The sequence below is a fragment of the Burkholderia reimsis genome (assembly GCF_003294055.1).
GTDB classification, from domain to species: Bacteria; Pseudomonadota; Gammaproteobacteria; order Burkholderiales; family Burkholderiaceae; genus Burkholderia; species Burkholderia cepacia.
The window spans coordinates 25,379-49,802 of sequence record NZ_QMFZ01000051.1; the positions used below are offsets into that span (position 1 = coordinate 25,379).

A 24,424-nucleotide genomic window follows, 5' to 3' on the forward strand; every position below is an offset into this window, starting at 1 on the left:
GCGACAGGCGGGGCGATGCGCTGGCGCCGGATTGCATGCTGGCCGGCGCCGTGCGTGGATCCGAGCGTTTGCGCTAATCTGCGGGTTCTGTCAAAAAAATACATAACAGGGCCGAAATGATTCGCGAAATGGAGGCGGTGCTCGACTACTGGCATAGCGTCGAATTTTTCAATAGCTACGATCTCGACGATCAACTTGAACAGGCACGCAGGCGTCGCCAGGATACGATCTGCATACATGCCGACGAGACCGCGCGCGAGTGCTGGGACGCCGCGATCGGACAACCAGGTGAACTGTACCTCGTGCCGTTCGACGTATCGCTCGCGACACGTCTGATCGAAGCGCATGTGGCCGAGCGCGCGACGGCGCGGACTGTCATCGAACGGATCCGCGACGAAGAGATGGCGCCCGAGGGGCTGACATGCTTCGCCAAATTATCGATCGGAGCAGGCGGGAGATCGAGCGGCGACGCGTTGAGCGTCTCTGCGTTGCCGTGGGCCCTCGGACGGCTGCGTGAGGGCGAATTGACGGATCTCACCGCGGTCGCATTCGACGCGGACGCCGCAATGCTCAAGCGGGAGTTCGACATGCTGCTCGGTGGCGGTATGACCGAGATCGACTGCGACATGCTGATCGAGATGGCGCGGCGTCTGCAAACATGGGCCGGCTTGGAGCCGGGCGACGGGCTGGTCGCATGGATGGCGATCAAGGCTGGCAACCACGGCAGGCCGGTGCGAGAGCGGCTTGCGGTGCCTCGCACGGACTGCGCGGTACCGCAAGCCGTGCCCGACGAGCCGGATGCGGCAGAGGGCGATGCGCAAGAGGACGACCCGGGCGACGTCCTGCCTATCCTGAACAGTTTTTACGTGCGGGATCTGGCAGACGCGCGGCGAACGCTCGATTCCGAATCGCCGCCGCGTGCGTTGCTTGCTTATTTGGCTGCTCGAGATTCATCGAAGACGGACCTCGATGCGTATCCGGCCGGCCAGCGGGAAATCGCCGATTCACTGCGTCCAATGCATGGTATCGCCGGGCGCTGGCCGTCGGCGCCCGCACACGTGCAGTCGCTGATGCAGCAGTATTCGCTGAACAAGATGAAGATGCTGCGCGTCGGCGACATCCTTGCCGTCAACGGTCCGCCTGGAACCGGCAAGACAACGCTGTTGCGCGATCTGATCGCGCATCTGGTCGTCGAGCGCGCGTCCGCGCTGGCCGCATTGCCGGATTGGCGGGCCGGCCTGTCGGGGGAAAGCGTCACAGTCGATTTCGGCGGGAAAGCCTATCAGGTTCCCGCGCTTTTGCCCGCGTTGACGGGCTTTGAAATCGTCGTTGCATCCACCAACAACGGGGCGGTCGAGAATCTGTCGCTCGAATTGCCGCAGAGCCGTCACGTCGATGCGGGCTTGCGAAGCCGGCTGTCCTACTTCGGCCCGGTTGCGACGAAATACGCGGGCAGTCACACGTCGAAGCCGTGGAAGCTCAAGGAGCCGGTGTGGGGGCTGGTTGCGGCTGCGCTCGGCAAGCGCGCCAATCGCTGGTTGTTCAGCAACATCTTCAACAACTATGCGGCAACGCCCGACGACAAGCCTGGCGACTTGTTCCTTTCCAACAGCGACGTCGATTTTTCGAGTTGGGATGCGGTCGGTGCGACGACTTACTGGCGCTACTTGCATCACTGGCGCAAGGGGGGCGTCGAACGCGTTCCGTTCCAGACTGCCCAGCGCAATTTCGACGCTGCGCTGAAACAATTCGAGTTCGCACAGCATGAGCTCGATCAGCTTGATGCGTATCTGAACGCGATTGAAGAGGCGTGGCCGCAGGTCGTTGAATGCTGCCCGGCCATCGCGCCGTTCAGCCGGTGCGGGCTGGAGCGGCAGCGCCGGATGCTCGACACGCACATCGATCGGTTCCACGAGGATGCGCGGCAGTTCGAGCGTCGGCTTGGCCCGTCGTGGCTGCGCTGGGCGTCAAAATGGCTCCGGCGCGACGCGTATCGCGGCTGGATCGCGGCGACCCAAGCCGCGACCGTATTGCGCAGGGTCAGCGACGATTTCAGGGAAGCCGAGCAGATACAAGCGAAATACGATGTTCCGCTCTGGAGCGGTGAAGACCTCGCATTCGGCGCGGAAATCGAGCGGGCCCGTAGTCAGAAACGTGCGTTCTGGCAAACGGAAGCCCTCAATGCACTGAGAAACGAACTATTTGCTTCGGCGATGGCATTGCACGAGGCGTTTTTCCTGACCGTTCACGCGGAACAGCCACGCTTCAATGAACTCGTTTACGCATTGTCGAACCTGCTGTCGCGTCCGCCAATAAGCGGTGCGAGCACACTATGGCAGTGGTTTTTCATGCTGACGCCAGTCGTGTCAAGCACGTTCGCGTCGATTCGCAAGCAATTTGCCGGTGTCGGGCCTGAAGGGCTGGGCTGGCTGGTGATCGACGAGGCCGGGCAAGCGGTGCCACAGGCTGCCGTAGGGGCGTTGATGCGCGCGCAACGGGTCGTGGTCGTTGGCGATCCGCAGCAAATTCCGCCGGTCGTCACGCAGTCGACGCAATTACTCGCGAACCTCGGCGACCACTGGCTCGGCACGCGCCGCGCGCGCTACGCGGTTGACCATCATTCCGTCCAGACACTGGCGGACCGTGTGTGTGCATTCGGCGTGAGAAATCCGACGATACCCGAACAGTTCATCGGTGTGCCGTTGATTATCCATCGGCGCTGCCACGATCCTATGTTCAACATCGCGAATGCGATCGCATATGGCGGGCGCATGTTGCATGAGCAGAAGACGTGGTCGACCGATGCGTATCTGCCTGCGCCGCATCCCGTACTGGGCGCCAGCGCCTGGTGGGACGTGCGTGGCGCGGCGGAGGCGGGATCGAAGTACGTCGCGGAACAGGGCGAGCGGGTATTCGACGCGCTGACGCGACTTTACCGGCAAGCGATGGATGAAGCGGGTGCGAGTACGATGCCCGACGTGTTCATCATCACCCCGTTCAGGCAGGTCAAGCACGGGCTCGTTGATCTATTGAGCGACCGCGAACGTTGGGAGCGTGCGCTGGCAGGCACCAGAAAACCCGTGCCGACCGACCTGGCGGAATGGATCAGGAAGTGTGTGGGAACGGTACACACGTTTCAGGGGAAGGAAAGCGAAGTGGTCTTTTTCGTGCTCGGTTGCGATTCGCGGCACGAAGGTGCGATGAACTGGGCATCGGCGGAGGCGAACTTGTTGAACGTCGCCGTTACGCGCGCGAAGAAATACCTTTATGTCGTCGGTGATCGTGTGCTTTGGGGAGAGAAGCGGCATTTCGAGGTTGCGCAGCCATTGCTGGAGCAGAACGTTCAACCGCCCGGTTTTCGGGCGGTGGGCGGCCGGGTGATGGAACGGCGTTCAGGCAGCGTGGTGCCCCCGGATTTTTGAAGCAATTTCATTCCGATATTTTTCATACAAAATCCCGGCGGCATATCGGCGTGCCGAAGCGGGGGCGGCGCCGGTCTGCTGCCCATCCACCGTGCCGACGGAAACCAGCCGATGAACCATCGCGTCACGCAGTTGACCGGATTGCGCGCCGTCGCGGTGGCGATGGTCGTGGTCGGACACGCCGAGCACGTGCTGCCCGGCGGCTACACGGGCTGGTACGCGCCGTTGCGGCTGATCGCCGACGGCCGGCTCGGCGTGCTGATCTTCTTCGTCCTCAGCGGCTTCCTGATCACCAACGTGTTGCGCGCCGAATTCGCGCGCACGGGCGGCATCGCGCTGACGTCGTTCTACGTGCGTCGCGCGCTGCGGATCTGGCCGGCCTGCTACGTCTATCTCGCTGCGGTCGCGATCGTGGCCTTCGCCGGCTGGTTCGACGTCGACCGCCGGCAATGGCTGTATGCGGCGCTGCACCTGTGGAACTACTCGGCGTGGTTCGGGCTGACCGGCGACAACACGCTGCATCCGGACGGTGCGTGGTATCTCGGCCATTTCTGGTCGCTCGCGCTCGAGGAACAGTTCTACTGGTTCTGGCCGCTGCTGTTCGTGTACGGCATGCGCCGCAGCGGAACGCGCTGGCTGGCCGCGCTGATCCTGGTCGTGCCGCTCGTGCGCGCCGTCACGTACTTCGTGGCGCCCGCGCTGCGCGGGCAACTCGGGATGATGCTTCACACGGGCGTCGATCCGATCCTGATCGGTTGTTATGCGTCGCTCAACCGCGAACGGCTCGAAGCGTGGATTCGCTCGTGGCGCGGCGGGACGCGCATCGTGACGGCGATCATCGTGGTCGTGCTGATCGGCGGGCCGCTCGCCGAACATCGGTTCGGTGGCTTCTGGAATGCGACGTACGGCGTGACGCTCGAGGCCGCGCTGATCGCGATCGTGATCGTCGTGCTGAATTTCAGCAGCGAATTCTGGTGCGCGCGATGGTTGCGTGCGCAGCCTGTCGTGTTCGTCGGCACGATCTCGTTCAGCCTCTATCTGTGGCAGCAGCCGTTCGCGAATCCGGATTTGCCGGTTGCGCATGCGTTTCCGCTTGGGATCGTGTGGGCGCTGATGGCGGCGACGGCCAGTTATTTCCTCGTCGAGAAACCGTTCCTGCGGCTGAAGGATCGGTATACGGCGCGTGAGATGCGGCGGGGGCGGGAGGATGTGCGGCGGATGCCGGCGTCGGGCGAGGCGATCGGGGCGAAGGTGGTGGAGTAGATGGGTGGGGCGGTGTTACTGCGGCCCCGCTTACCGTTATTTGAATCGCTTCTTTGAGGCAGGCGAATACCAGAAGTCCCGGTACATATCGCTTCCGTATGATTTGCCGTCGTATTTGACGACCGTGCGCACGGTGCGTTTTCCCGCGTCCGGTTGCTTATCGTCGTTGCTTTCCGCGTTCATCACGTGTGCCGTAATCGACAGGTCCGCAAAGCCGTTGTGCGACGTCTTCTCGACCGCAATCGTCATGCGGGCGGACTCGCTGCGCAGGTCACTGGTATCGGGGCCGCACGCGGTACCTGTGGTAGCGACCCAGCCATTGAGATTGGTGCCAAACACGGGGCGGATGCGAGCGCCTTCGCGAATCCACAGGGTCAGTTCGTTCTCCATGTAGGCATCCGGGCAGCTCGGTCCGTGCGCGGTGCTGCTGAACACGACACCAAACGCCCGCACATCGGGCGACAGCCGGTACGGTGCCGTATCGATGCGATAGCTGTTCTCGCCGACCTCCGTCGCGGCATCTTCTTCGATTTGCGATTTTTCGGCCGCCGCAACCTTGCCGCCTTCAACGAGCGCGACGACCTGCAACTTCCTGCTTTCGTCCGGGTTCCTGCTCTTCGGCAGCGAATCGAACGCGACGGCCGCGATCGTCGTTCCGGGCGCATTCGGCATGACCTTGCAGGCCGCCGCGACGACCAGCCGGTCTGCATCGCGCGTCGCGATGCGGGCGCTCGCGATACCGGCCCAGCGGGCGACGGCAGTTACGGTGTCGTCGTCGCAAGGCTGGCTGCCGGCGGCGTGAACGATGGGGGAGGCGGCGAGCGCCAGCAACGGGGCGAAATGGAGGATTCTCACGGTCACGATGGAAAGAGGTTCTTCATTGATGTCGTGGATGTCGCTTACCGACGGCGGATTCAACCCGTCGATGCAACGAATATGAACTCGCTCAGCCGGTGTATCGAAGTCTAGCGTCCCGCGGACGGCTCGTTGAACCGCCTGGCTACAGCGTTGAGCTTGGCCTGCGAACAGGCCAGATAACCGTTGGCCTTGAGTGCGTGCTGCAGCTCGGCCAAGCGTGCCTGATATTCGGAACGATCGATATGCCACTGTTGTATCTCGCAGAGACCGAAATTGGGATCAATCGTCGCCCAGATTTCAAACACAAGACAGAACTTCCCGTCATCGCGGATGGCCATTTTGCCGACGATCCCGACCTCCCTGGAACGGGAGACTAAAACCATACGGTTAGTCTCCGGTTCGCAGTGGACAAGATCCCACTGGCGTTCAATGGTGTCGATCGAGATCATGCCAACACCCTGCTCCACGGTAGGCAGAGTCTTGCCTTCAAATATGCGCCTGGCTTCCATGGTTTCCTTTATTTGGGAATGGGGTGGCGGTCCTTCCTGTCATGCAGCAGGGCGTCCGTCAGACATCGATGGATTTCGGGGCCGATCGACGGAAAAATCAACGGCTGCGTGCTCTCGATCTTCATGGACTTCGCTTCCCATGACCCTCCTTGCCGCGCAAGGTCGTCGGTGCTGAGGTCGAGCGTCGTTCGGGCCTGCGCGAACTTGTGCTCCAATTCTGCGAAGACGACGTCCGGCAACTGATGTGCCGCAACGCGCTGCAATGCGCACAGGGCAATCGCGGTGTTGACATACATGCGTTCCTCGCTGCACAGCATGACCGTATCTCGGACTTTGAACCAGCGGGCGCCCTGCGTGTGGCCCACGTGCTCGACGTAGTCCGGCTTCTTGCTCATCGCGCGGCGGACACTGCGGCGCGGCGACTGCGCGTTCAGACGTGCGCAAATCCGAGCGTGGATATCGCCAATCTGGAGGCCGCTCGCTGCTTGTCCTCCGGATCATCGACATAGGTCAGTATGGCTGGCGGGTGATTCTGGATTGTCATTTTTCTGCGTTCCGCCGAAAGCTTCGCAAGTGTAGCGCAGACCCTTTCACGTGGACGGCGACGTGCGGACCGTTGCGCGATGACGTATTCAGGATCGCGTATCCGCTGCCGTTATTACCGAAGGGTTTTTTTTGCACACTCGAATCGCGCCGTGGGCGGCGGCAGCCATCACTCAACAGGACCAACAAGATGAAACAAAACGATTACATCCGGGGGCAAGTCGGGAAATTCGTGACGTGGATGAGTAGGCGTCTGGACGACGACACCTTTAAGCACGCTTATACATCGCGCCGTACCAGGACGCACTGGGCCTGTGAAAACCTGTTTGATGCGTACGAGCGCTATCACTGGACGTATGGCGACCTGTCCGGGTATGGCATTCCTGCCGGCAGTTCGTTCGATTCGAGCCTGCATGCGCTCGAGACACTGCAAAAGGAACTCAATGCGGGGCTGGCCGTCGGCAACAACGAGCGTGTTCACCGCGCGGCGCTCGGTGTGATGATTTGGGGTGGTGTCACGAACGGCAACAGGAAATGGCTCAACGACCATAAAAGCGAGCTGTGTCACATCGTCAGCAGAACGCGTGACGCGATCAACGCGGGCGACACGGAGAATCCGTTGCTTGCAGACGGGGATTTGCGCTTCACGTCGGGTATGAGCAAGGTCTATTCACTGGTATGCGACGACTTCGTAATCTATGACAGCCGCGTGGCGGCTGCGCTGGGGCGAGCGGTCGTGCAGTTCTGCCAGGCGAAGGGCCTGACGGATGTGCCGGAAGGGCTGGACCTTGCGTGGGCGCCGGCCAAAAGCGCACCGAACGCAATAAGCCCGCCCGAGCGCTACGCGGGTCAAGCTCGATTGACTTTCCCTCGGCTGGCCAGCGGGCGAGTCTACGCAAAATGGAACATGCTCGCGAGTTGGCTGCTGACGGCAATTGCCGATCACGAATGCACACGCAGGAGTGCATTCGTGGCGCGGATCGAATCCAGAACGCGGCGTCTGCGCGCCCTGGAGGCAGCATTGTTCATGATCGGCTATGACCTGGGCGGCGACAGCGACGCGGGGGGCAGAGCGCCGCAGCGGCACGAACCCGTCGGCCCACAGACCCGGCGGCCGGGGGGCGGAGAGGTGTATGAATGGATTGAATGTGAGACGCGGAAGCGAGGGCGTCAATTCGAGTATCGCCTCGGGCAGGATGCCATCGATACCCGGAAACCGGGTGGAGGGAGCGTCATCCGTTTTCCGCATTCCGAAATTGACGAAACCCTGCGGAGACTGGCAGCCCATTTCGGCACGGGTCCGTTTCCGTTGTCCAATAGCGCGACGGGCGTTCGTAAAAAAACAGTGCCTTTCGGCCTGGGTACCGCTTACTTTGAGGCGACCCGAAAAAACCCGCCGAATGCGAGCCGCCTGGCGGCCGTGCTCGAAGACCTCGGCGTATTCGAACCAGCGCCGTTGACGGACGAGCACTGGACCCTCGGAAATAGCCCCCCGCATCAGTACGAGAGCGGGGATTCGGACGTTTGACCGGCGCCGCTCTTACGGCAAGACGGAGTGGCCTGTGTTGCTGCGCAAGCCGGCCCGCGTCACCCGTTCTTGCCGCCGCTGGAAAAACGAAAGTCCGGCGCGAAGCCGGGGTGACCGACTCGCGCCGATGCAATCGCTATCAGGCCGACGATGCCGCCGACGCGTTGCTGTCCGCGCGGCGACGGTACAGCCCGAGCGTCGCGCACAAGCCGCAAAGCGCGGCGAAGCTCAGCCAGTAGCCGGGTGCGGCCTTGTCGTGCAGAACCTGAATCAGATACGTCGATACCGCCGGCGTAAAGCCGCCGAACAGCGCCGTCGCGAGACTGAACGCCAGCGAGAAACCCGCGACGCGCACTTCGACCGGCATCACTTCGGTGAGCGCGGCGACCATCGCGCCGTTATACATGCCGAAGAAGAACGAGAACCACAGCAGCACGATCAGCATGCGCGCAAAGCTCGGCGCATCGGCAAGCCAGGACAGCGCCGGATAAGCGGTGAAGATCGCCAGTACGGAAATGGCGAGCAGCAACGGCTTGCGGCCGATGCGGTCGGAGATCGTGCCGCCGATCGGAAGCCAGATGAAATTCGAGGCGGCCACCAGCAGCGTCACGATCAAGCTGTCCGAGGTGGACAGCTTCAGTACTGACTTGCCGAAGGTCGGCGTATAGACCGTGATGAGATAGAAGGTGGTGGTGGTCATGGCGGTCAGCAGCATGCCGCCGATCACGGTGCGCCAGTTGCCGAGCAGCATCGCAAGAATTTCGCGTGCCTGCGGATGATGCCGCCGCGCTTCGAACGCTGCGGTTTCCTGCAGCGAGCGACGCAACACGAACAGGAACGGCACGATCGCACAGCCGATAAAGAACGGTACGCGCCAGCCCCATGCGGCGATCTGCTGTGCGGACAACCATTCGTTCAGGCTGTAACCGATGGCCGCCGCCACGACGATCGCCACCTGCTGGCTCGCCGACTGCCAGCTCGTGTAGAAACCTTTGTTGCCGGGCGTTGCCATTTCCGCGAGATAGACGGATACGCCGCCGAGTTCGGCTCCTGCGGAAAAACCCTGCAACAGACGCCCGAGCAGCACGAGCGCCGGCGCGAGCAGGCCGATGGTCGCGTACCCGGGCACACAGGCAATCAGAATCGTACCGCTCGCCATGATCGACAGCGTAACGATCAGCCCGGTGCGCCGTCCGACCTTGTCGATATACGCGCCGAGAAAGATCGCACCGAGCGGACGCATCAGAAAGCCCGCGCCGAACACGGCGAAGGTCAGCATCAGCGACGCGAACTCGCTGGTAGACGGAAAGAAGATCTTCGAGATCGAGGTCGCGTAGAAACCGAACAGAAAGAAATCGAACTGTTCGATGAAATTGCCGCTCGTCACACGCAACACGGCGGCGGCCCTTGTCGTGCGCGAAACGCCGGGCGTAGCGGCGATCGGTTCGGTACGGTTCATTGCGTCTCCTGCTTCTTGTCTATAGTGATGGGCGCGCACGCGCACCCGGGTAACGGGCTAATCCGAACCGAGGCTCAGTGTGTTGCGTTGACGCTTCTCGATCGACGATTTGAGCAGCGCCGCCGATCGGAAGATGCCGTGCGCGAACTTGCCGTAAGGCAGCGTGGCGAACAGCGCCATCACGATGCCGAGATGAATGGCGAGCAGCGACGGCATCGCCGAGGTCGTGCGGAGCGCGAGCAGCGCGAGACCGGATGTGCTCGTCAGAAGCAGGAGCGCGATGAAGCCGCGGTCCATCGGACGCTGACGGGCATCGCCGCGCTCCGGAACGCGTTTCAGGTTCAGCCACAGCAGTCCCGCCGGCCCCGCGATCAGTCCGATGCCGCCTGCGGTTCCCAGCAGCACCGGCACGCTCAGAAACGGATACGGCGCTTCCAGGCCGAAGGCGTAGTGATAGAGCGTCGCGACGGCGGTCGCCGCAAAGCACAGTACGAAGCCGTAGAACGTCAGGTGATGGAAACGGCGCCGCGCCAGCGTGAACGTATCGTTCTCTTCGTTGCAGCCGTCGCCGTGGCCGCCGTCCAGGTACTTGAGCGTCAGCGCGTTCCTGGCCGCTTCCGCGACGGCCGGCGCGCTCGCGCTCGCCGTTCCTGCCGACACGTCGCGCCAGAAGCGCGTGACGCCGATACCGAGCGCGAGAATGGCGAACAGGAAAACGATGCCGAACATCGCCGCGAGCAGGTTGTGCGGGAAGATCGCGTAGAAGTTCGCGGGCGCGACATCGCCGGACAAGCCGCCGTGCAATGCCGTACCGAGCAGCAGAAACAGCGCGAGTCCGGCCGCCAGCGCGACCGACACAGTCAAGCCGTTGCGCTTGTACAGCGCGCCGAACGACGCGGGAAACGCGTACCCGGTGTAGGTTTCGAGCCGGACTTCGGCCATCGCTTTCGGCACGTTCACGCCGAACTCGTGCGGCGGCGCGTATTGGCACGCGTGATAGCACGCTCCGCAGTTGTGGCAGAGATTCGCCAGATAGTTGACGTCCGCCTTGCCGAATTCCAGGCGGCGCGTCATGGCAGGGAACACGGCGCAGAAGCCCTCGCAATAGCGGCAGGCGTTGCAGATCTGCATCTGCCGGGCGACTTCGGTTTCGCTGGCGCTCATCGGCACAATGGGAATCACGCGCGCCGTGCTGTCGCGTGGCGTTTTTTTCGTATCGACCGAAAAGGCCGTGCGCGTGTGTTCGGGCGCGAGCGGGTCAGACTGCTGCACGGGTTGCCTCCGTTGTTTTGAGTGCGGCGCGCGCGGCCTGCGTCCCGGCAATGCGCCCGAAGGCCGTGCCGATCGACATGCCGACGCCCGCTGTATAGCCCTTGCCGAGCACGTTGCCGGCCATCATTTCGCCGGCCACGAACAGGTTCTCACTGGCGGTGCCGCCGAAGTGAACCTGTGCGCGGTCGTTGGTCTTCAGTCCGAGATACGTGAACGTGATGCCTGGCCGCAACGCATAACCGTAGAACGGCGGCGTCTCGACGCGACGCGCCCAGTGCGTCTTGGGCGGCTCGAGACCTTCGGTGTGGCAGTCGTCGAGTGCGGTGTGATCGAAGGTGCCGTCGCGGCACGAATCGTTGTAGCGCGTGAGCGTTTCCATGAAGCGCGCTTCCGGCAGCCCGAGCTTGCGCGCGAGTTCCGGCAGCGTGTCGGCCTTTTCGCCCGGAAACACCGGCGGCATGAAGCGGCCGATTGCTTTCGAGTCGATGATCGAATAGCCGATCTGCCCCGGCTGGTGCGCAACGAGCCGTCCCCAGATTGCATAGCGCTTCGGCCAGAAATCCTCGCCTTCGTCGTAGAAGCGCTCGGCGTCGCGATTCACCACGACGCCCAGCGACACGCAGTCGATGCGCGTGCAGATGCCGCCGTCATACAGCGGGGCGCGTGCATCGATGGCGACGCAATGCGACTGCGACGGGTCGCCGATCATGTCGGCACCGGCGTCGGCCATATGCTTGATGAGCACACCCTGGTTGAAGCGCGTGCCGCGAATCAGGAAGTTGTCGGCGGGCCATTCGCCGCGCTCGTTTTGCCCCCACGCTTCGCGCAGCCATTCGCGATTTGATTCAAAGCCGCCTGCCGCCAGCACGCAGGCGCGCGCCTCGAAGCGCTGGCGGCCGCTGCGCGCTGCGATGAAGCGGCTGCCGTCGAGTTCAAGCGAATCGACGGGTGTTTCATAGCGGATATCGACGCCGAGTGCTTCGGCGCTGCGGTAATACGCGTTGACGAGCGCCTTGCCGCCGCCCATGAAGAACGCATTGGTGCGTGCCACGTGCAGCGCACCGGACAGCGGCGGCTGGAAGCGCACGCCGTGCTTCCGCATCCACGGCCGGCATGACGACGACGCGCGGATCGTCAGCCGCGCGAGATGTTCGTTCGTGATGCCGCCGGTGACTTTCAACAGGTCCTGCCAGAATTCCTCTTCCGGATAGGCCTCGACGAGAACGTCCTGGGGCGCATCGTGCATGCAGCGCAGATTGCGCGTGTGTTGCGAGTTGCCGCCGCGCCATTCGCGCGGCGCGGATTCGAGAAGCAGGACCGAGGCGCCTGCTTCGCGCGCCATCAATGCGGCACACAGCGCGGCATTGCCTCCTCCGATTACGAGCACATCGACCATCAGACTTGCCTCCTTTTGGGCAAATCGTAAAGGCCTCGTGTCCGCGCCGCTACCAGCCAGCCGTCAACGGGTGTTCACTTTTTGTGAAGGCTGGGGTTCCCGCAGCCGTGCGCCGGGCCAGCGGCCTTCCCGCACCAGTTGACGGGCGACATCGGCGAGCACCACGCGCGCGGCGAGACCGGCGGGAGACAGTTCGTCATCGGAGATGCTGGCGAGCATGTTGGGCCGCGTGGCGTATTTCTCGGCGACGGGCACGCTCGTCAGTATCACGTTCTCGGGCCTTGCGAGCGCCGCGCCCGGCTGTATCGTCGCGCCGATGCCGGCGCGGACGAAGTCCATCAGGAGCGCGAGGCCGTCGACTTCGGCGACGATGTTCGGCTCGTACTCGGCGCGCCTGAATGCGGACAACAACAGCGAACGCAGCCCGTGCGTGCCGCTGGGGAGAATCAGCGGAAGCCTGCCGAGATTTTTCAGCCGGACGGATGCGCTCGTCGGCATGCCATCGAGATCGCCCGCGCCGATCAGGAACAGCCGCTCGTCCAGCAGCGGCATCACGCTCCAGCGTTGCGCGGACTCCTCGCGGAACAGCACGGCGAGATCGATCTGACGCGCGCTCAACATGGACGCCAGATAGCCGGAGAGACTTTCGACCATGTGCAGCCGTACGTCGGGATAGCGCGCGCGCATGGCCTGCATGAATGCGACACCCATCACGCTCGCCGTGCTCGGTGCCATGCCGACGCTGACATGGCCCGACAGGCGGGCTGAGCGTGCAGCAAGCGCGGCGTCGTCGATATGACGCAGCGCGAGTTGCGCCTGACGCCAGAACGCCAAACCTGCGTCGGTCGGGACGACGCCCGACGAGGTGCGTTGCAGCAGGCGCGTGGACAGCTCGCCTTCGAGACGGCTGATCTGCTGACTCAATGCCGAAGTCACCACGCCGAGTTCCAGCGCTGCCTTGCCCATGCTTCCATGTTCCACGACGCTGAGAAAATAGCGTAGTTGTCTGAGTTCCATTCCGCGCTCGGTCAGGAGGATCAAGCGGGTATTTTGACAGAACGTCGGCGGACAATCCTCTGCGTCGAGGTCGGGTTTTTACCGCGCGTGCGCCTTTGAGGCAGTCGCTCGGCTCAAGCCTCGTAATGGTTGCGGACTCAACCGTCCAGCGTTTCCGAAAAATCCGCAAAGAATAAAAAAGGCCCTTCCGAGAAGGGCCTTTCATGGACGAAGCTACGACCAACGCTTACCGCGTCAGCGCCGTGAACCCTTCCAGCAACCGCTCGACATCAGCCGCCTGAATCGCGCCCATCGTCGAAATCCGGAACAGTTCCTTCGACAGCCCGCCTTGCCCTGCGTAGATCACGAAACCACGCGCCTTCAAGCCATCATGCAACGTCTCGTACGTCACACCCTGCGGCAGCCGATACGCGCGCAGCACGACCGACGATTCACCTTCCGGCAGCACGAGCGGCATCCCGCGCGCCGCCAGCCCGGCCTGAGCCTGATCGGCGAGCGCCTTGTAATGCGCATGACGCGCACGCCAGCCGCCAGCTTCATCGAACTCGCGCAGCGCCTCGACGAGCGCGTAATACGCGTGCACGGAAGGCGTGAACGGCGTATTGCGCTGATCCTGCAGCTTTGCCAGGCGACCGAGATCGAGGTAGTAAGTGCGGCTTGCAGCCTTCGCGAGCGCGCTGCGGCGCACGATCACGAACGCCGCGCCCGGCACGCCGTGCAGGCACTTGTTCGCGGTCGCGGCAACCGCGTCGATGTCGCCGCCGGCGAAGTCGATCGCTTCCGCGCCGAAGCTGCTGACGCCATCGACGAGCATCTTCACGCCGCGCGAACGGCACACCCCGGCAATCGCGCCGAGATCGTTCAGCCGGCCCGTCGTCGTTTCGTGATGAATCACGGCGACATGCGAGTACCCACCCGCATCGAGCCGTGCGGCGATCTGCGCGAGATCGGGCGCCTGCATCCACTCATGCCTCAGCACCTCATGCGCGATCCCGTACTGCGTCGCGATCTGCGTGATCCGCTCGCCGTACACGCCGTTCTCGATCACCAGCAGCTTGCCGTCCTGCGGCACGAGTGCCGCGATCATGCTTTCCACGGCGGCCGTGCCCGAACCCGTCATCAGCACGGCGGCCCATTCGGCCGGATCGAGCTCGTACGCGGCAACGAGGCGCGCACGTGCTTCGTCCTGCAGATCGAAGAATTCGCTTTCGCGATGGCACAGGTCAGGTTGCAGCAGGCTGCGGCGCACGCGTTCGGTGAGCGTGACCGGGCCGGGGTTCAGCAGCAGCATCAATGGGCTCCTTCAACGTGGGCTTCGGTCTGCGCGGCGCCGATGTGCCGCATCAGACGGGTCTTGACCTCGACCGGCGTGACGGTCGGGCGGGGCAGGCCGTCGGGTACGCCGGTGCGGATCGCCAGGCGCACGAACTGCGCACCGTCGCTCGACCCGGCCAGCGCCGTATCGAGCACGTCGAGCGTGTCGCCTTCGACCGCCGACGCGTAGCCGCATGCCGCCGCGACACCCGCGAACGACACGTGCTGCGACACCGTTGCCTGGCCGCCCGTCGATTCGTGCGCGCCGTTGTCGAGCAGCACGTGCGTGAGGTTCGCCGGGCCGTAGGTGCCGAGCGTCGCGAACGCGCCCATGCGCATCAGCGCGGCGCCGTCGCCGTCGACCGCAACGACCTTCAGGTCGGGGCGCGCGAGCGCGAGGCCGAGCGCGAGCGGCGTCACGCAGCCCATCGAACCGACCATGTACAACTGGTTCGGGCGATCGTCGATTGCGTAGAGTTCGCGGCCGCAGAAGCCGGTCGATGCGAGCACGACGGTCGAATCGACCGGCGTGTGCGCGATCACGCGCTGCAGCGCGTCCTGGCGGGTCGGCCAGGCTTCGGCCGACGCGGCGCGCGACGACGATTGCGCGGCGACATGCGCGCGCGGCTTGGCCGCCGGGTTTGCCTTCAGCTCATACGGCGCGACGCTGCCTTTCTGCATCACGAGCGCGTACGGGCGGCCCGTCGCGTCCATGTGCGCGATCGCGCGGTCGAGTGCCGGGCCGACCTGTTCGGGGTCGGTCGGGAACGTCTCCCACGGGATCTCCATCGTGTCGAGCATCGCGGGCGTGATCGGGCCCATCAGCGCGTGCTGGGGCTCGTCGGATACGCCCGGCTGGCCGCGCCACGTGACGATCAGCAGCTGCGGCAGGCGGAACGTCCAGGTCAGCGACGTGAGCGGGCTCACCGCGTTGCCGAGCCCCGAGTTCTGCATCATCGCGATGCCGCGCTTGCCGCCGAGCGTCGCGCCCGCGATCAGCGCGACCGCGTCGCCTTCGTTCGCGGCCGACACGTAATTCAGCGTCGGGTCCTGCAGCACGTAATTGATGAACGGCGTCAGGTACGAGCAGGGCACCCCCGCGTACCAGTCGAAACCGCGCTCGCGCGCGGCCTCGACGAACTGTGCCGCTTCGATCATTGCGCGCCCCCGTTGCCGGTGCCCGGTTCGGACAGCGGCGTCTGGCCGTGCGCGAAGTCGCCCGCGCGGCGGAAGTCTTCGAGGTCGTTCACACCGCGCCAGTGGCCGTGCACGTACTGCACCTCGATCTTCTCGCCGGCGGCGATCAGTTCGTTGAGCAGCGACGGGATGTCGAGCGTGTCGAAATCGTCGCGCGCCTGCAGCGTCGCGAGCATCGCCTTCAGCCGCTCGACACCGGCACCGCGCACGTTCAGCAGGCCGATCCAGCGGCCGTGCGGCGTGCCCGTGGCGACGTCGCTCGATACGCGTTGCAGGTAGGTCTTCTGGCCGAACAGGCCGCGATCGTCGGCCGCCGAGCACAGCGCGAAATCGCGCACGCTCTGGTTGGTTTCCGTCAGCGACGAATCGACCACCACGCTGAACTCGGCCTCGCTCTCCGCGAGGTCGCGCACGATGTAGCTGCGGAACAGCAGGTCGCCGTACGAGATCACGGTGTCGCCGGTCAGGCGTTCGGCCGCGCATGCGAGCGATGCGAGTTCGCCCGTCTGCGCATGGCGCTCGTTGACCACGAGCTTGATGCCCGACGTGTCGATCGCGTCGGCGCGATAACCGCCGACCACGGTGATGTCGTTGACGCCGTGCGTCTTGAAGCCGTCGACGAGCCAGCGCAGCAGCGGCTTGCCGGCGACCGGCAGCATGACCTTCGGCTTGTCTTCGGTCACGGCTTCGAGGCCCTTGCCGCGGCTCGCGGCGAGCACGATCGCCGCGTTCGACGCGCGCGACGACGACGACAGGTAGATGCGCTCGGCCGCCGAGTATTCGTCAGCGTCCTGCAGGCGGAAGATCTCGTTTACCGATGCCACGCGGTCCTCGACGTTGATCAGCGTTTCGCTCTCGTGGATCTCGCGCGCGGTCGCCTGCATCGCGGATGCCGACGCGCGGATCAGGTGGTTCGCCCAGATCACGGTGCTGATGCCGGCCTGGCGGAACACGTCGGTCGGCGTGCTGTAGTACTTGGTCGGCACGATCACGAGCGGCGCCTTGCCGCTCCATTCGCGCGCGAACTGCAGGATCTCGTCCGGGCGCGACAGCTTGCTGTGGATCAGAATCGCGTCGGCGCCGGCTTCCGCGTACGCGTTCGCGCGACGCAGTGCCTCGTCCATCCCCCAGCCTGCGATCAGCGCCTCGACACGCGCGACGATCGAGAAGTCGGGATCGGTCTGCGAATCCTTGCCGGCCTTGATCTTGCCGCAGAACTCGTCGATTTCCGCGAGCGGCTGGCGCTCGCCGCCGATGAAGCTGTTGGTCTTCGGGAACTGCTTGTCTTCGATACAGACGCCGGCGATGCCGCGCTGCTCGAGCTTCTTCACGAGGCGGCGCACGTTGTTGAAGTTGCCGTAGCCGGTGTCGCCGTCGAGCAGGATCGGCAGGTCGCTTGCGTCGGCCATGAATTCGAGCACGTCGACGACCTGCGTCCAGCTCGCTTCGTTGTTGTCGCGCACGCCGAACTGCGCGGAGATCGCGAGGCCCGATGCCCAGATGCCCTTGAAGCCGGCCTCGCGGACGATCCGCGCGGACAGGCCGTTGTGCGCTTCCATCAGGAATTCGAGATCGCTGCTGACGAGCATTCGGCGCAGGCGGGCGCTGCGCGATTCGGTGAAGTTGGGTTCGCGTGCGTTCATCGTGCGACTCCTGCGGTGGTGCGTTGAATCAGGGGGAGGATTTCTTGGGTGGCGCGGGCGACGTCGTTCGGGAAGTCGATCTCGATCCACGGCGAGCCGGTGACGTCGGCGACGTCGAACGAATGACCGCCTTCGAGCAGCAGGTCGCGCACGGCTTCCTCGTGCGGCATGTTCGCGCGGCCGCTGTCGACGTAGCCCGCGACGATCGTCGCGAGGCGGCGCGCGGTGCCTTCGGTGAAGCGGAAGAAGCCGACCGATTCGCCGATCGTGTCGTATTCGAGATCGACCGCGAGCTGCTTGCGCAGCTCGACCGGCACGCCGTTCTTCAGGCACAGCTTGACGGGTTCGTCGCCGGCCTCGAAGTCGCGGTCGATCAACAGGCGATCGACCGCCTTGTCGGCATCGGCCACCAGCGCGTGCAGGATGTTCTCGTCATACAGCACGTCGGCGTCCATCAGCAGCACGTCGCCGCCGCGCGTCATCGCGTCGGCGACGGTATGCACGGTCAGCACGCTGCCGAGGTCGTAGCGTTCGTTGACCACGATCTCGGCCTGGCGGCCGAGGCGCTTCAATTCCTGCTCGACCTTCTCGGCCTGGAAGCCGAGCCCGAGCACGATTTCGTCGACGCCCGCGGCATCGAGCACGCGCAGATGGCGCTCGAGCAGCGACACGTCGTCGAAGCGCAGCAGGCACTTCGGGAACTGTGCCTCGGGCGGTTGTTGCAGGCGCAAGCCGAGGCCTGCCGCAAGAATGATGGCTCGCATGGGTTCTCCAACCAAAAAGCCGGCGGATCTGAACGATCAGTCGGCGAGCGGCTGCGGCGCACGGCGCCGCTGCCAGTTTCTTTCACTGAAATGCAGGTAGAGCAGGCCGGGCAGGCCGAGCGCGAGTTCGCGCGCGCGCTTCGCGAGCGACAGCGCGAGCGCCGCGTCGGGCGGCAGTCCGACCAGCGGCGCGAGCAGCAGGTAGCCGCCTTCCTGCGCGCCGAGCGAGCCCGGGATCGCGAAGGCCGCGCCACGAATGGCCTGGCCGACGCTCTCGAGCAGCAGCGCGTCGAGCCAGCTCACCGGGTGCCCGAGGAAGTGCAGCGCGAGCCACACTTCCGCGGTGCCGACGATCCAGCCGACGAGACTCAATGCGAACGTCTTCGCGACCTTCGCACGATCGCGGTACAGCGCGCCGACCGCGTCGTCGATCGCGTCGGCGCGGGTCGCCAGCGACGACCAGTCGCGCGGGCCGAGCAGCTTCGACGCGAGGCGCAGGCCGCGGCCGAACAGCCCGCGCCGCTGCGCGACGTAGAACAGCGCGGCGAGGGCGCCGAGCACGCCGGTGGCGATCAGCGCGGGCGTGCGCAGGTGCGCGACCGATTCGTGCGTGGCGTACAGGCTGAACGCGGCGATGCCGATCAGCGCGAACGCCATTTGCGAGAGCGCCTGCATCGTCGTGCTGACGGTGACGGCGGCCGCCGCGTCGGCCATCCGCGTGCCGCGCTGCGCGAGGTGGCGCACCATCAGCACGGGGCCGCCAATCTGCCCGGCGGGCAGCAGGCTGTTCACCGATTCGCCGACCCAGCGCGCACGCAGCGCATTGCCGAGTTCGGCGCCGGGCTGGCCGTGGCGGAACATCACGGAGATCGCCATCGCGTCGATCACGAGCGGCACGACGTGGAACGCCGCGACGAGCGCGAGCCCCCAGCCGGCCGCGAGGAACGTGGACGCGACCGCGCCGACGCCCTGCCAGGCCAGGAGCGCGACGAAGAGTGCGGTCCCGAGGGACAGCAGGATCAGGCCGGCGCGTGTCATGACCCGGTCGGGCGTCGCGTCGCCAGTTGCTTGAACACCTGGCGGAAGCCGAAATACGCGATCGCGTCCTTCATGTTCGAGATGAAGCGCTTCCACGGGCGCATGCCGGGGTTCGTCACGTATTCGAAGGTGAGCGACACACGCATCTCGTTCTGGCCCAGCGGCGTGATGCGGTGCCGCAGCTTGTCGCCGTCGAACAGCACGATGCCGCCGTCGGCGATCTGGACGGAGCCCGGTTCGTCGGCCACGTCCGGATTGCGCGTGTGCAGTTCGTAGTCGAGCCGGCACGACGATTCGTCGATCACGCCGATCAGCAGCGTATAGCGGCGGCCGTCGTAGTACGACGTGTCGTAGTGCCAGCCGATGTGGTCGCCGGGCTTCGTGTAGTAATACAGCGCATACGCGTGCGGATCGTCGTCCGGCGACAGCATCAGCTTGTCGCCGGTGATCTTCTCGAGGAAGGAGATGAGTGCCTTCGAGCGATACAGTTCGGCGATGTACGGCGCCTGCTCGTCGATCGTATGGCGGCTGACGCTGCCGCCCTGCTTGTGGCCGGGCAGGTAATTGCGGTTCAGGCCGGCCTGCATCGCGCGGGCGGCCGCCGCGAGCTTCGCGTGCGCGTCGGCCGGCAGGAAGGCGTCGAGGTACAGGAACGAGCCCTGGCGCGTGTAGTCGCCGCGCAGGCGGTCGAGGTCGAGCGAACCGACGCAGTCGGCCACGGTGCGATCGGGATCGGCGGCGGCCGCGCGCGCAGGCGCGGGGCGTGCCGGGCTCAGCACGGAGTCGTCGCGCGTGCTAGGAGTCATTTGGAAGCCTGGATTTCAGTTGGATTCTGCGCGACGTTGCCGCGCCGGACGATGCGCCACCAGTCGATCACGACCCATGCGGCGAAGAGCGGGGCGCCGATCGACGCCGCGAGCAGGAACGGCTCGACGCCGTCGAAGAGCGTCACGAGCGGCAGCAGGTACAGCACGTCTTCGGTTTCGAAGCCGCCGGCGAACGCCTGCTTGGTGCCGGCCTTGCCGGCGATCGATTCGATCCGCATGCGCAGGAAGAAGATCAGCGCGACGGCGGCGCCGGCCACCGCGCCGAGCAGCACCGGCGACGCGGCCATCTGGCCGCCCTGGGCGACGATGCCGAGGCCCATGCTGACGAACAGCGCGATCGTGACGAGCGCGTCCGCCGCGAGGTCGTAAAAATGACCGATCTTGCTGGATTTCCCGCTGATGCGGGCGAGCTCGCCGTCGGTGTGGTCGACGAAGTTCGACAGCACGATCAGGAACGCGCCTGCATTGCTCCAGCCGAAGCCGCCGTGCGCGAGGCACCAGGCGCCGGCGAGGCCGATCAGCAGACGAACGGTGGTGAGGTGATTCGGGGTGACGGGCGTGTCGACGAGCGGTCGGACAAGCGAGCGCGCGAGCCGCGCATCCCAGGTGCGTGGCAGGGGCGGTTCGGAACGTGTGGCGGTTTTTCTTTGGTCCATCGGCGAAATATATACGGAATTGTAATTTGTTGCTTTTTATTCGATCAATGTCCTGACATGAGCGAGTGTTACCGCGTCTTGCGACGATCGGCCGACCGAAAAACGCGTGCGCGAAAGGGCGGCCGAACGGGGCTGCGGGATCCGTATTCCAGTGTGGTTCGCATGGCGTGCCTGTCAAGGACGGACGGGCCTCGGAGGCCGGTGCGGCGGTGTTTTTCGCGCATCCCGGCGGGGGATGCGCGGCGCGTGCGAGCTTGACGTGCGTCAGTCCGGCACAACCGGCATCAGGTGACAATTGGCCGCGCCGGATACGGCATCGACCATTGCCGATCGACAGGCGATGAATCGCAATGGAAATCCGTCGATTGACGTGTGCGGATTGGTGATCGTCGACCGGTCGTTGTGTCTGATGCTTTCGTGCACCTTTCATGTGCATTCGAATTGAACGGGGCGCCTGTCACAGAACGGCCGTTCGATACGCGGCAAATCCGGCAACGATCTTTTTCATACGGTGGACATTTCGCGGCGACCGCCTCTGAGATACTCCGACCATGCCCGTGGTGCCGGCCGCCCGTCGCGGCCACAAGGGCTTCATGTCGCTCAGGAGACACCCCCAGCGACGTCAACGACAGACCAGAGCATCAGAAATCCAGCCATGTCTTCATCACGCATCCTCGCTCCCGCCCTGCGTTCGCTCGTCCGCACCGCCGACGAAGCCGCCGCGCTGATCCGTCCCGGCATGACCGTCGCCATGAGCGGCTTCACGGGGTCGGGCTATCCGAAGGCCGTTCCGGCCGCGCTCGCCGCCCACATCGACGCGGCCCACGCGCGCGGCGAGGACTTCCGGATCAACGTGCTGACGGGCGCGTCGACCGCACCGGAACTCGACGGCGCGCTTGCCCGCACCAACGGCATCTCGATGCGCCTGCCGTACCAGTCCGACCCGACGCTGCGCGACAAGATCAACGGCGGCGAAGTCGACTACCAGGACGTCCACCTGAGCCACGTCGCGCAATACGCATGGTTCGGGCTGTACGGCGATCTCGATGTCGCGATCGTCGAAGTCGCGGGCATCCGCGAGGACGGGCTGCTGATTCCGTCCGCCTCGATCGGCAACAACAAGACATGGCTCGAACGCGCGAAGCACGTGATCCTCGAAGTCAACTCGCGCCAGCCGCTCGGCCTCGACGGGATGCACGACGTCTATTACGGCACCGCGCTGCCGCCGCACCGCAAGCCGATTCCGCTGACGAAAAGCGACGACCGGATCGGCGAGCCGTACCTGCGCTGCCCAGCCGAGAAGATCGTCGCGATCGTCGAGACCGACGCGCCGGATCGCAGCAACGCGTTCTCCGCGCCGGACGCGACGTCGAAGCAGATTGCGCACCAGCTGATCGATTTCCTGCGCCACGAAGTGAAGCGCGGCCGCCTGCCGGAAAACCTGCTGCCGCTGCAGTCGGGCGTCGGCAACATCACGAACGCGGTGCTCGCGGAGCTCAGCTCGGCCGGCTTCTCGAACCTGACCGCGTACACCGAGGTGATCCAGGACGGCATGCTCGACCTGCTCCAGGACGGCACGCTGAGCTTCGCGTCGGCCACCGCGCTGTCGCTGAGCCCGGCCGCCGTGCAGCGCTTCGCCGACGAAATCGCGACGTTCCGCGAGAAGATCGTGCTGCGCCCGCAGGAGATCAGCAACCATCCGGAACTCGTGCGCCGTCTCGGCTGCATCGCGATGAACGGGATGATCGAGGCCGACATCTACGGCAACGTGAACTCGACGCACGTGATGGGCACGAAGATCCAGAACGGCATCGGCGGCTCGGGCGACTTCGCGCGCAACGGCTACCTGTCGTGCTTCATGTCGGCGAGTACCGCGAAGGGCGGCGCGATCTCGCGGATCGTGCCGATGGCGAGCCACGTCGACCATACCGAGCACGACGTCGCGGTGGTCGTCACCGAGCAGGGCCTCGCCGACCTGCGCGGCCTGTCGCCGAAGCAGCGTGCACGCAAGGTCATCGCGACCTGCGCGCATCCCGACTACCGGCCGATGCTCGAGGATTACTTCGAGCGTGCGTCGCGCGAGAGCTTCGGCAAGCACACGCCGCACCTGCTCGCCGAGGCGCTGTCGTGGCACGAGCGTTACGTGCGTACGGGAACGATGAAGGCCTGACGGTTCGGCCTGCGACGGGCGCGCGCCCGTCGCATCGTCAATCCATCGCCGCGTGCGCGATCTCCACGCTCGCCGTTTTCTGCGGCGGGCGGATCAGCAGCAACAGCGGAATCATCAGCAGCGTCGCGACGAACATCAGCTTGAAGTCGTTCAGGTAGGCGATCATCGATGCCTGCTGGTTGATCGTGCGGTCGAGCAGCGCGATGTCGAGACGGCTGCCGGCCATCGCCTGCACGGCCGGGTTGAACGGCGTGATCTGCGCGGCGAGATCGGCGTGCGACACCTGCGTGTTGCGCGTCATCAGCGTCTGCACGATCGAGATGCCGATACTGCTGCCGATGTTGCGCATCAGGCTGTAGGTGGCCGTGCCGTCCGCACGCAGGTCGGGCGGCAACGTCGAGAACGACAGCGCGCTCAGCGGCACGAACACGAGCCCCAGCCCGAAGCCCTGCACCACGCCCGGCCACACGATGTCCGCTTCGGACAGCACGACCGTGTACTGCATCATCTGCCATAGCGCGAGCGCGGAAATCGACAGCCCCGCGAGCAGCAGCATCCGCGCATCCACGTATTTCAGCAGCCTGCCGACGAACAGCATCGCGATCATCGTGCCGGCGCCGCTCGGCGCGGTGACGAGGCCCGTCGTCGCGACCGGATAGCCCATCAGGTTCTGCAGCATCGGCGGCAGCAGCGCGCGCGTCGCGTACAGCACCGCGCCGACCACGAAGATGAACAGCGTGCCCGTCGCGAAGTTCGGGTCGCGCAGCAGTTCCGACTTGAAGAACGACGCCTTGCCGACGGTCGCGGTATGCACGAGGAAGAACGCGAAGCTGAGCGCCGCGACGATCGCCTCGATGCGGATCTCGTACGAGCCGAACCAGTCGAGCTGTTCGCCGCGGTCGAGCATCGCCTGGAACGCGCCGATCGCGAGCGCCAGCGTCGCGAAGCCGAACGCGTCGAATTTCACGTGCGGGCGCGGCGCGCGGGCGGGCAGGAAGGTCATCACGCCGGCCAGCGCAAATGCGCCGATCGGCACGTTGATGAAGAACACCCAGCGCCAGTTGTAGCTGTCGGTGAGCCAGCCGCCGAGCGTCGGGCCGAGGATCGGGCCGACCATCACGCCCATCCCCCAGATCGCCATCGCCTGGCCTTGCTTCTCGCGCGGGTTGATGTCGAGCAGGATCGACTGCGACAGCGGCACCAGCGCGGCGCCGAACACACCCTGCAGCAGGCGGGCGCCGACGATCTGCACGAGTGTCTCGGACAGCCCGCACAGCGCGGATGCGACCGTGAAGCCCGCGATCGACACGATCAGCAGCCGCTTCACGCTGAGCCGGTCGGACAACCAACCGGTGAGCGGTGTCGCGATCGCCGCCGCGACGATGTAGGAGGTCAGCACCCACGTGATCTCGTCCTGCGACGCGGACAGCGTGCCTTGCATGTGCGGCAGCGCGACGTTCGCGATCGTGCTGTCGAGAGTCTGGATCAGCGTGGCGAGCATGATCGACAGGGTCAGCATCGGCCGGTTCAGGGCGGGCGAGGCGGGGG

The 24,424-nt window shown here is 65.0% G+C and carries 19 protein-coding genes; 4 read left to right on the forward strand and 15 right to left on the reverse strand.

Translation table 11 applies throughout. The annotated features are described in order from the left end of the window. Positions 1-128: 128 nt before the first annotated feature. Positions 129-3,422 (forward strand): DEAD/DEAH box helicase, encoded by a 3,294-nt coding sequence (locus tag DPV79_RS36670; protein WP_208866769.1) that lies wholly within the window; start codon positions 129-131, stop codon positions 3,420-3,422. 111 nt (positions 3,423-3,533) lie between these two features. Continuing rightward, positions 3,534-4,685, forward strand: a complete 1,152-nt coding sequence (locus tag DPV79_RS36675; protein WP_113047722.1) for an acyltransferase family protein — start codon at positions 3,534-3,536, stop codon at positions 4,683-4,685. Positions 4,686-4,721: 36 nt separating this feature from the next. Here the strand turns inward: DPV79_RS36675 and DPV79_RS36680 are convergent, their stop codons facing one another. The 3 genes from DPV79_RS36680 to DPV79_RS36690 all read right to left on the reverse strand — a co-directional run bounded on the left by DPV79_RS36680 (position 4,722) and on the right by DPV79_RS36690 (position 6,447). Further along, positions 4,722-5,540: a PA3715 family protein gene (locus DPV79_RS36680; protein WP_113047728.1), complete on the reverse strand. Its 819-nt coding sequence runs from the start codon at positions 5,538-5,540 to the stop codon at positions 4,722-4,724. 110 nt (positions 5,541-5,650) lie between these two features. Next, the gene (locus tag DPV79_RS36685) at positions 5,651-6,052 is read right to left on the reverse strand and encodes a hypothetical protein (protein ID WP_111942069.1); all 402 of its coding nucleotides are present in this window, start codon (positions 6,050-6,052) and stop codon (positions 5,651-5,653) included. 8 nt (positions 6,053-6,060) lie between these two features. Then, on the reverse strand, positions 6,061-6,447 hold the full coding sequence (locus DPV79_RS36690) for a hypothetical protein (protein ID WP_113047723.1): 387 nt from the start codon (positions 6,445-6,447) through the stop codon (positions 6,061-6,063). A 338-nt stretch (positions 6,448-6,785) separates the two neighbouring features. Here DPV79_RS36690 and DPV79_RS36695 point away from each other — a divergent pair, with 338 nt between their 5' ends. Then, the gene (locus tag DPV79_RS36695; RefSeq protein ID WP_113047724.1) at positions 6,786-8,123 is read left to right on the forward strand and encodes a hypothetical protein; all 1,338 of its coding nucleotides are present in this window, start codon (positions 6,786-6,788) and stop codon (positions 8,121-8,123) included. Between the two features lie 139 nt (positions 8,124-8,262). Here the strand turns inward: DPV79_RS36695 and tcuC are convergent, their stop codons facing one another. From tcuC to DPV79_RS36750, 11 genes are all read right to left on the reverse strand, one after another. Beyond that, a complete protein-coding gene (tcuC, locus tag DPV79_RS36700) occupies positions 8,263-9,582 on the reverse strand; it encodes an MFS transporter (protein ID WP_059623272.1) in 1,320 nt (439 codons plus the stop codon). Between the two features lie 57 nt (positions 9,583-9,639). Then, positions 9,640-10,854 carry a tricarballylate utilization 4Fe-4S protein TcuB gene (gene tcuB, locus DPV79_RS36705; RefSeq protein ID WP_059650975.1) on the reverse strand — a complete coding sequence of 405 codons (1,215 nt, stop codon included), beginning with the start codon at positions 10,852-10,854 and terminating at the stop codon, positions 9,640-9,642. Next, the gene (gene tcuA / locus DPV79_RS36710; protein ID WP_113047725.1) at positions 10,841-12,250 is read right to left on the reverse strand and encodes an FAD-dependent tricarballylate dehydrogenase TcuA; all 1,410 of its coding nucleotides are present in this window, start codon (positions 12,248-12,250) and stop codon (positions 10,841-10,843) included. Before tcuA ends, tcuB begins: the two co-directional genes overlap by 14 nt. Before the next feature lie 63 nt (positions 12,251-12,313). Continuing rightward, positions 12,314-13,267: a LysR family transcriptional regulator gene (locus DPV79_RS36715; RefSeq protein ID WP_059485101.1), complete on the reverse strand. Its 954-nt coding sequence runs from the start codon at positions 13,265-13,267 to the stop codon at positions 12,314-12,316. Between the two features lie 226 nt (positions 13,268-13,493). Continuing rightward, positions 13,494-14,558, reverse strand: a complete 1,065-nt coding sequence (locus DPV79_RS36720) for a 2-aminoethylphosphonate aminotransferase (RefSeq protein WP_113047726.1) — start codon at positions 14,556-14,558, stop codon at positions 13,494-13,496. Then, entirely contained in the window at positions 14,558-15,739 is a 1,182-nt protein-coding gene (gene aepY, locus DPV79_RS36725; protein WP_111942055.1) for a phosphonopyruvate decarboxylase, read from the reverse strand. The genes DPV79_RS36720 and aepY overlap by 1 nt, the downstream gene beginning before the upstream one ends. Continuing rightward, positions 15,736-17,421, reverse strand: a complete 1,686-nt coding sequence (gene aepX, locus DPV79_RS36730; protein WP_021162084.1) for a phosphoenolpyruvate mutase — start codon at positions 17,419-17,421, stop codon at positions 15,736-15,738. The genes aepY and aepX overlap by 4 nt, the downstream gene beginning before the upstream one ends. Next, a complete protein-coding gene (locus DPV79_RS36735; protein WP_021162083.1) occupies positions 17,418-18,185 on the reverse strand; it encodes a phosphocholine cytidylyltransferase family protein in 768 nt (255 codons plus the stop codon). Before DPV79_RS36735 ends, aepX begins: the two co-directional genes overlap by 4 nt. Before the next feature lie 36 nt (positions 18,186-18,221). Further along, entirely contained in the window at positions 18,222-19,223 is a 1,002-nt protein-coding gene (locus DPV79_RS36740) for an HpnL family protein (RefSeq protein WP_021162082.1), read from the reverse strand. Beyond that, entirely contained in the window at positions 19,220-20,029 is an 810-nt protein-coding gene (locus DPV79_RS36745) for a HalD/BesD family halogenase (RefSeq protein WP_060309089.1), read from the reverse strand. Before DPV79_RS36745 ends, DPV79_RS36740 begins: the two co-directional genes overlap by 4 nt. Continuing rightward, positions 20,026-20,706, reverse strand: coding sequence for a CDP-alcohol phosphatidyltransferase family protein (locus DPV79_RS36750; RefSeq protein ID WP_021162080.1), 681 nt, complete (start codon positions 20,704-20,706; stop codon positions 20,026-20,028). Before DPV79_RS36750 ends, DPV79_RS36745 begins: the two co-directional genes overlap by 4 nt. Before the next feature lie 655 nt (positions 20,707-21,361). Here DPV79_RS36750 and DPV79_RS36760 point away from each other — a divergent pair. Then, a complete protein-coding gene (locus DPV79_RS36760; protein WP_021162078.1) occupies positions 21,362-22,876 on the forward strand; it encodes an acetyl-CoA hydrolase/transferase family protein in 1,515 nt (504 codons plus the stop codon). A gap of 37 nt (positions 22,877-22,913) precedes the next feature. Here the strand turns inward: DPV79_RS36760 and DPV79_RS36765 are convergent. Continuing rightward, positions 22,914-24,424 (reverse strand): DHA2 family efflux MFS transporter permease subunit (locus DPV79_RS36765; RefSeq protein WP_341867651.1); only part of this gene is annotated, 1,511 nt, incomplete at its 5' end.

Excerpts from the sequence above, each read along its gene's own strand:
- DPV79_RS36735 (WP_021162083.1), bottom strand. The coding sequence starts at position 18,185 with ATGCGAGCCATCATTCTTGCGGCAGGCCTCGGCTTGCGCCTGCAACAA.
- DPV79_RS36715 (WP_059485101.1), bottom strand. The coding sequence starts at position 13,267 with ATGGAACTCAGACAACTACGCTATTTTCTCAGCGTCGTGGAACATGGA.
- DPV79_RS36740 (WP_021162082.1), bottom strand. The coding sequence starts at position 19,223 with ATGACACGCGCCGGCCTGATCCTGCTGTCCCTCGGGACCGCACTCTTC.
- tcuA (WP_113047725.1), bottom strand. The coding sequence starts at position 12,250 with ATGGTCGATGTGCTCGTAATCGGAGGAGGCAATGCCGCGCTGTGTGCC.
- DPV79_RS36690 (WP_113047723.1), bottom strand. The coding sequence starts at position 6,447 with ATGAGCAAGAAGCCGGACTACGTCGAGCACGTGGGCCACACGCAGGGC.
- DPV79_RS36745 (WP_060309089.1), bottom strand. The coding sequence starts at position 20,029 with ATGACTCCTAGCACGCGCGACGACTCCGTGCTGAGCCCGGCACGCCCC.
- DPV79_RS36720 (WP_113047726.1), bottom strand. The coding sequence starts at position 14,558 with ATGCTGCTGCTGAACCCCGGCCCGGTCACGCTCACCGAACGCGTGCGC.
- DPV79_RS36695 (WP_113047724.1), top strand. The coding sequence starts at position 6,786 with ATGAAACAAAACGATTACATCCGGGGGCAAGTCGGGAAATTCGTGACG.
- aepY (WP_111942055.1), bottom strand. The coding sequence starts at position 15,739 with ATGATCGAAGCGGCACAGTTCGTCGAGGCCGCGCGCGAGCGCGGTTTC.
- DPV79_RS36670 (WP_208866769.1), top strand. The coding sequence starts at position 129 with ATGGAGGCGGTGCTCGACTACTGGCATAGCGTCGAATTTTTCAATAGC.
- aepX (WP_021162084.1), bottom strand. The coding sequence starts at position 17,421 with ATGAACGCACGCGAACCCAACTTCACCGAATCGCGCAGCGCCCGCCTG.
- DPV79_RS36685 (WP_111942069.1), bottom strand. The coding sequence starts at position 6,052 with ATGGAAGCCAGGCGCATATTTGAAGGCAAGACTCTGCCTACCGTGGAG.
- DPV79_RS36760 (WP_021162078.1), top strand. The coding sequence starts at position 21,362 with ATGTCTTCATCACGCATCCTCGCTCCCGCCCTGCGTTCGCTCGTCCGC.
- tcuC (WP_059623272.1), bottom strand. The coding sequence starts at position 9,582 with ATGAACCGTACCGAACCGATCGCCGCTACGCCCGGCGTTTCGCGCACG.
- DPV79_RS36750 (WP_021162080.1), bottom strand. The coding sequence starts at position 20,706 with ATGGACCAAAGAAAAACCGCCACACGTTCCGAACCGCCCCTGCCACGC.
- DPV79_RS36675 (WP_113047722.1), top strand. The coding sequence starts at position 3,534 with ATGAACCATCGCGTCACGCAGTTGACCGGATTGCGCGCCGTCGCGGTG.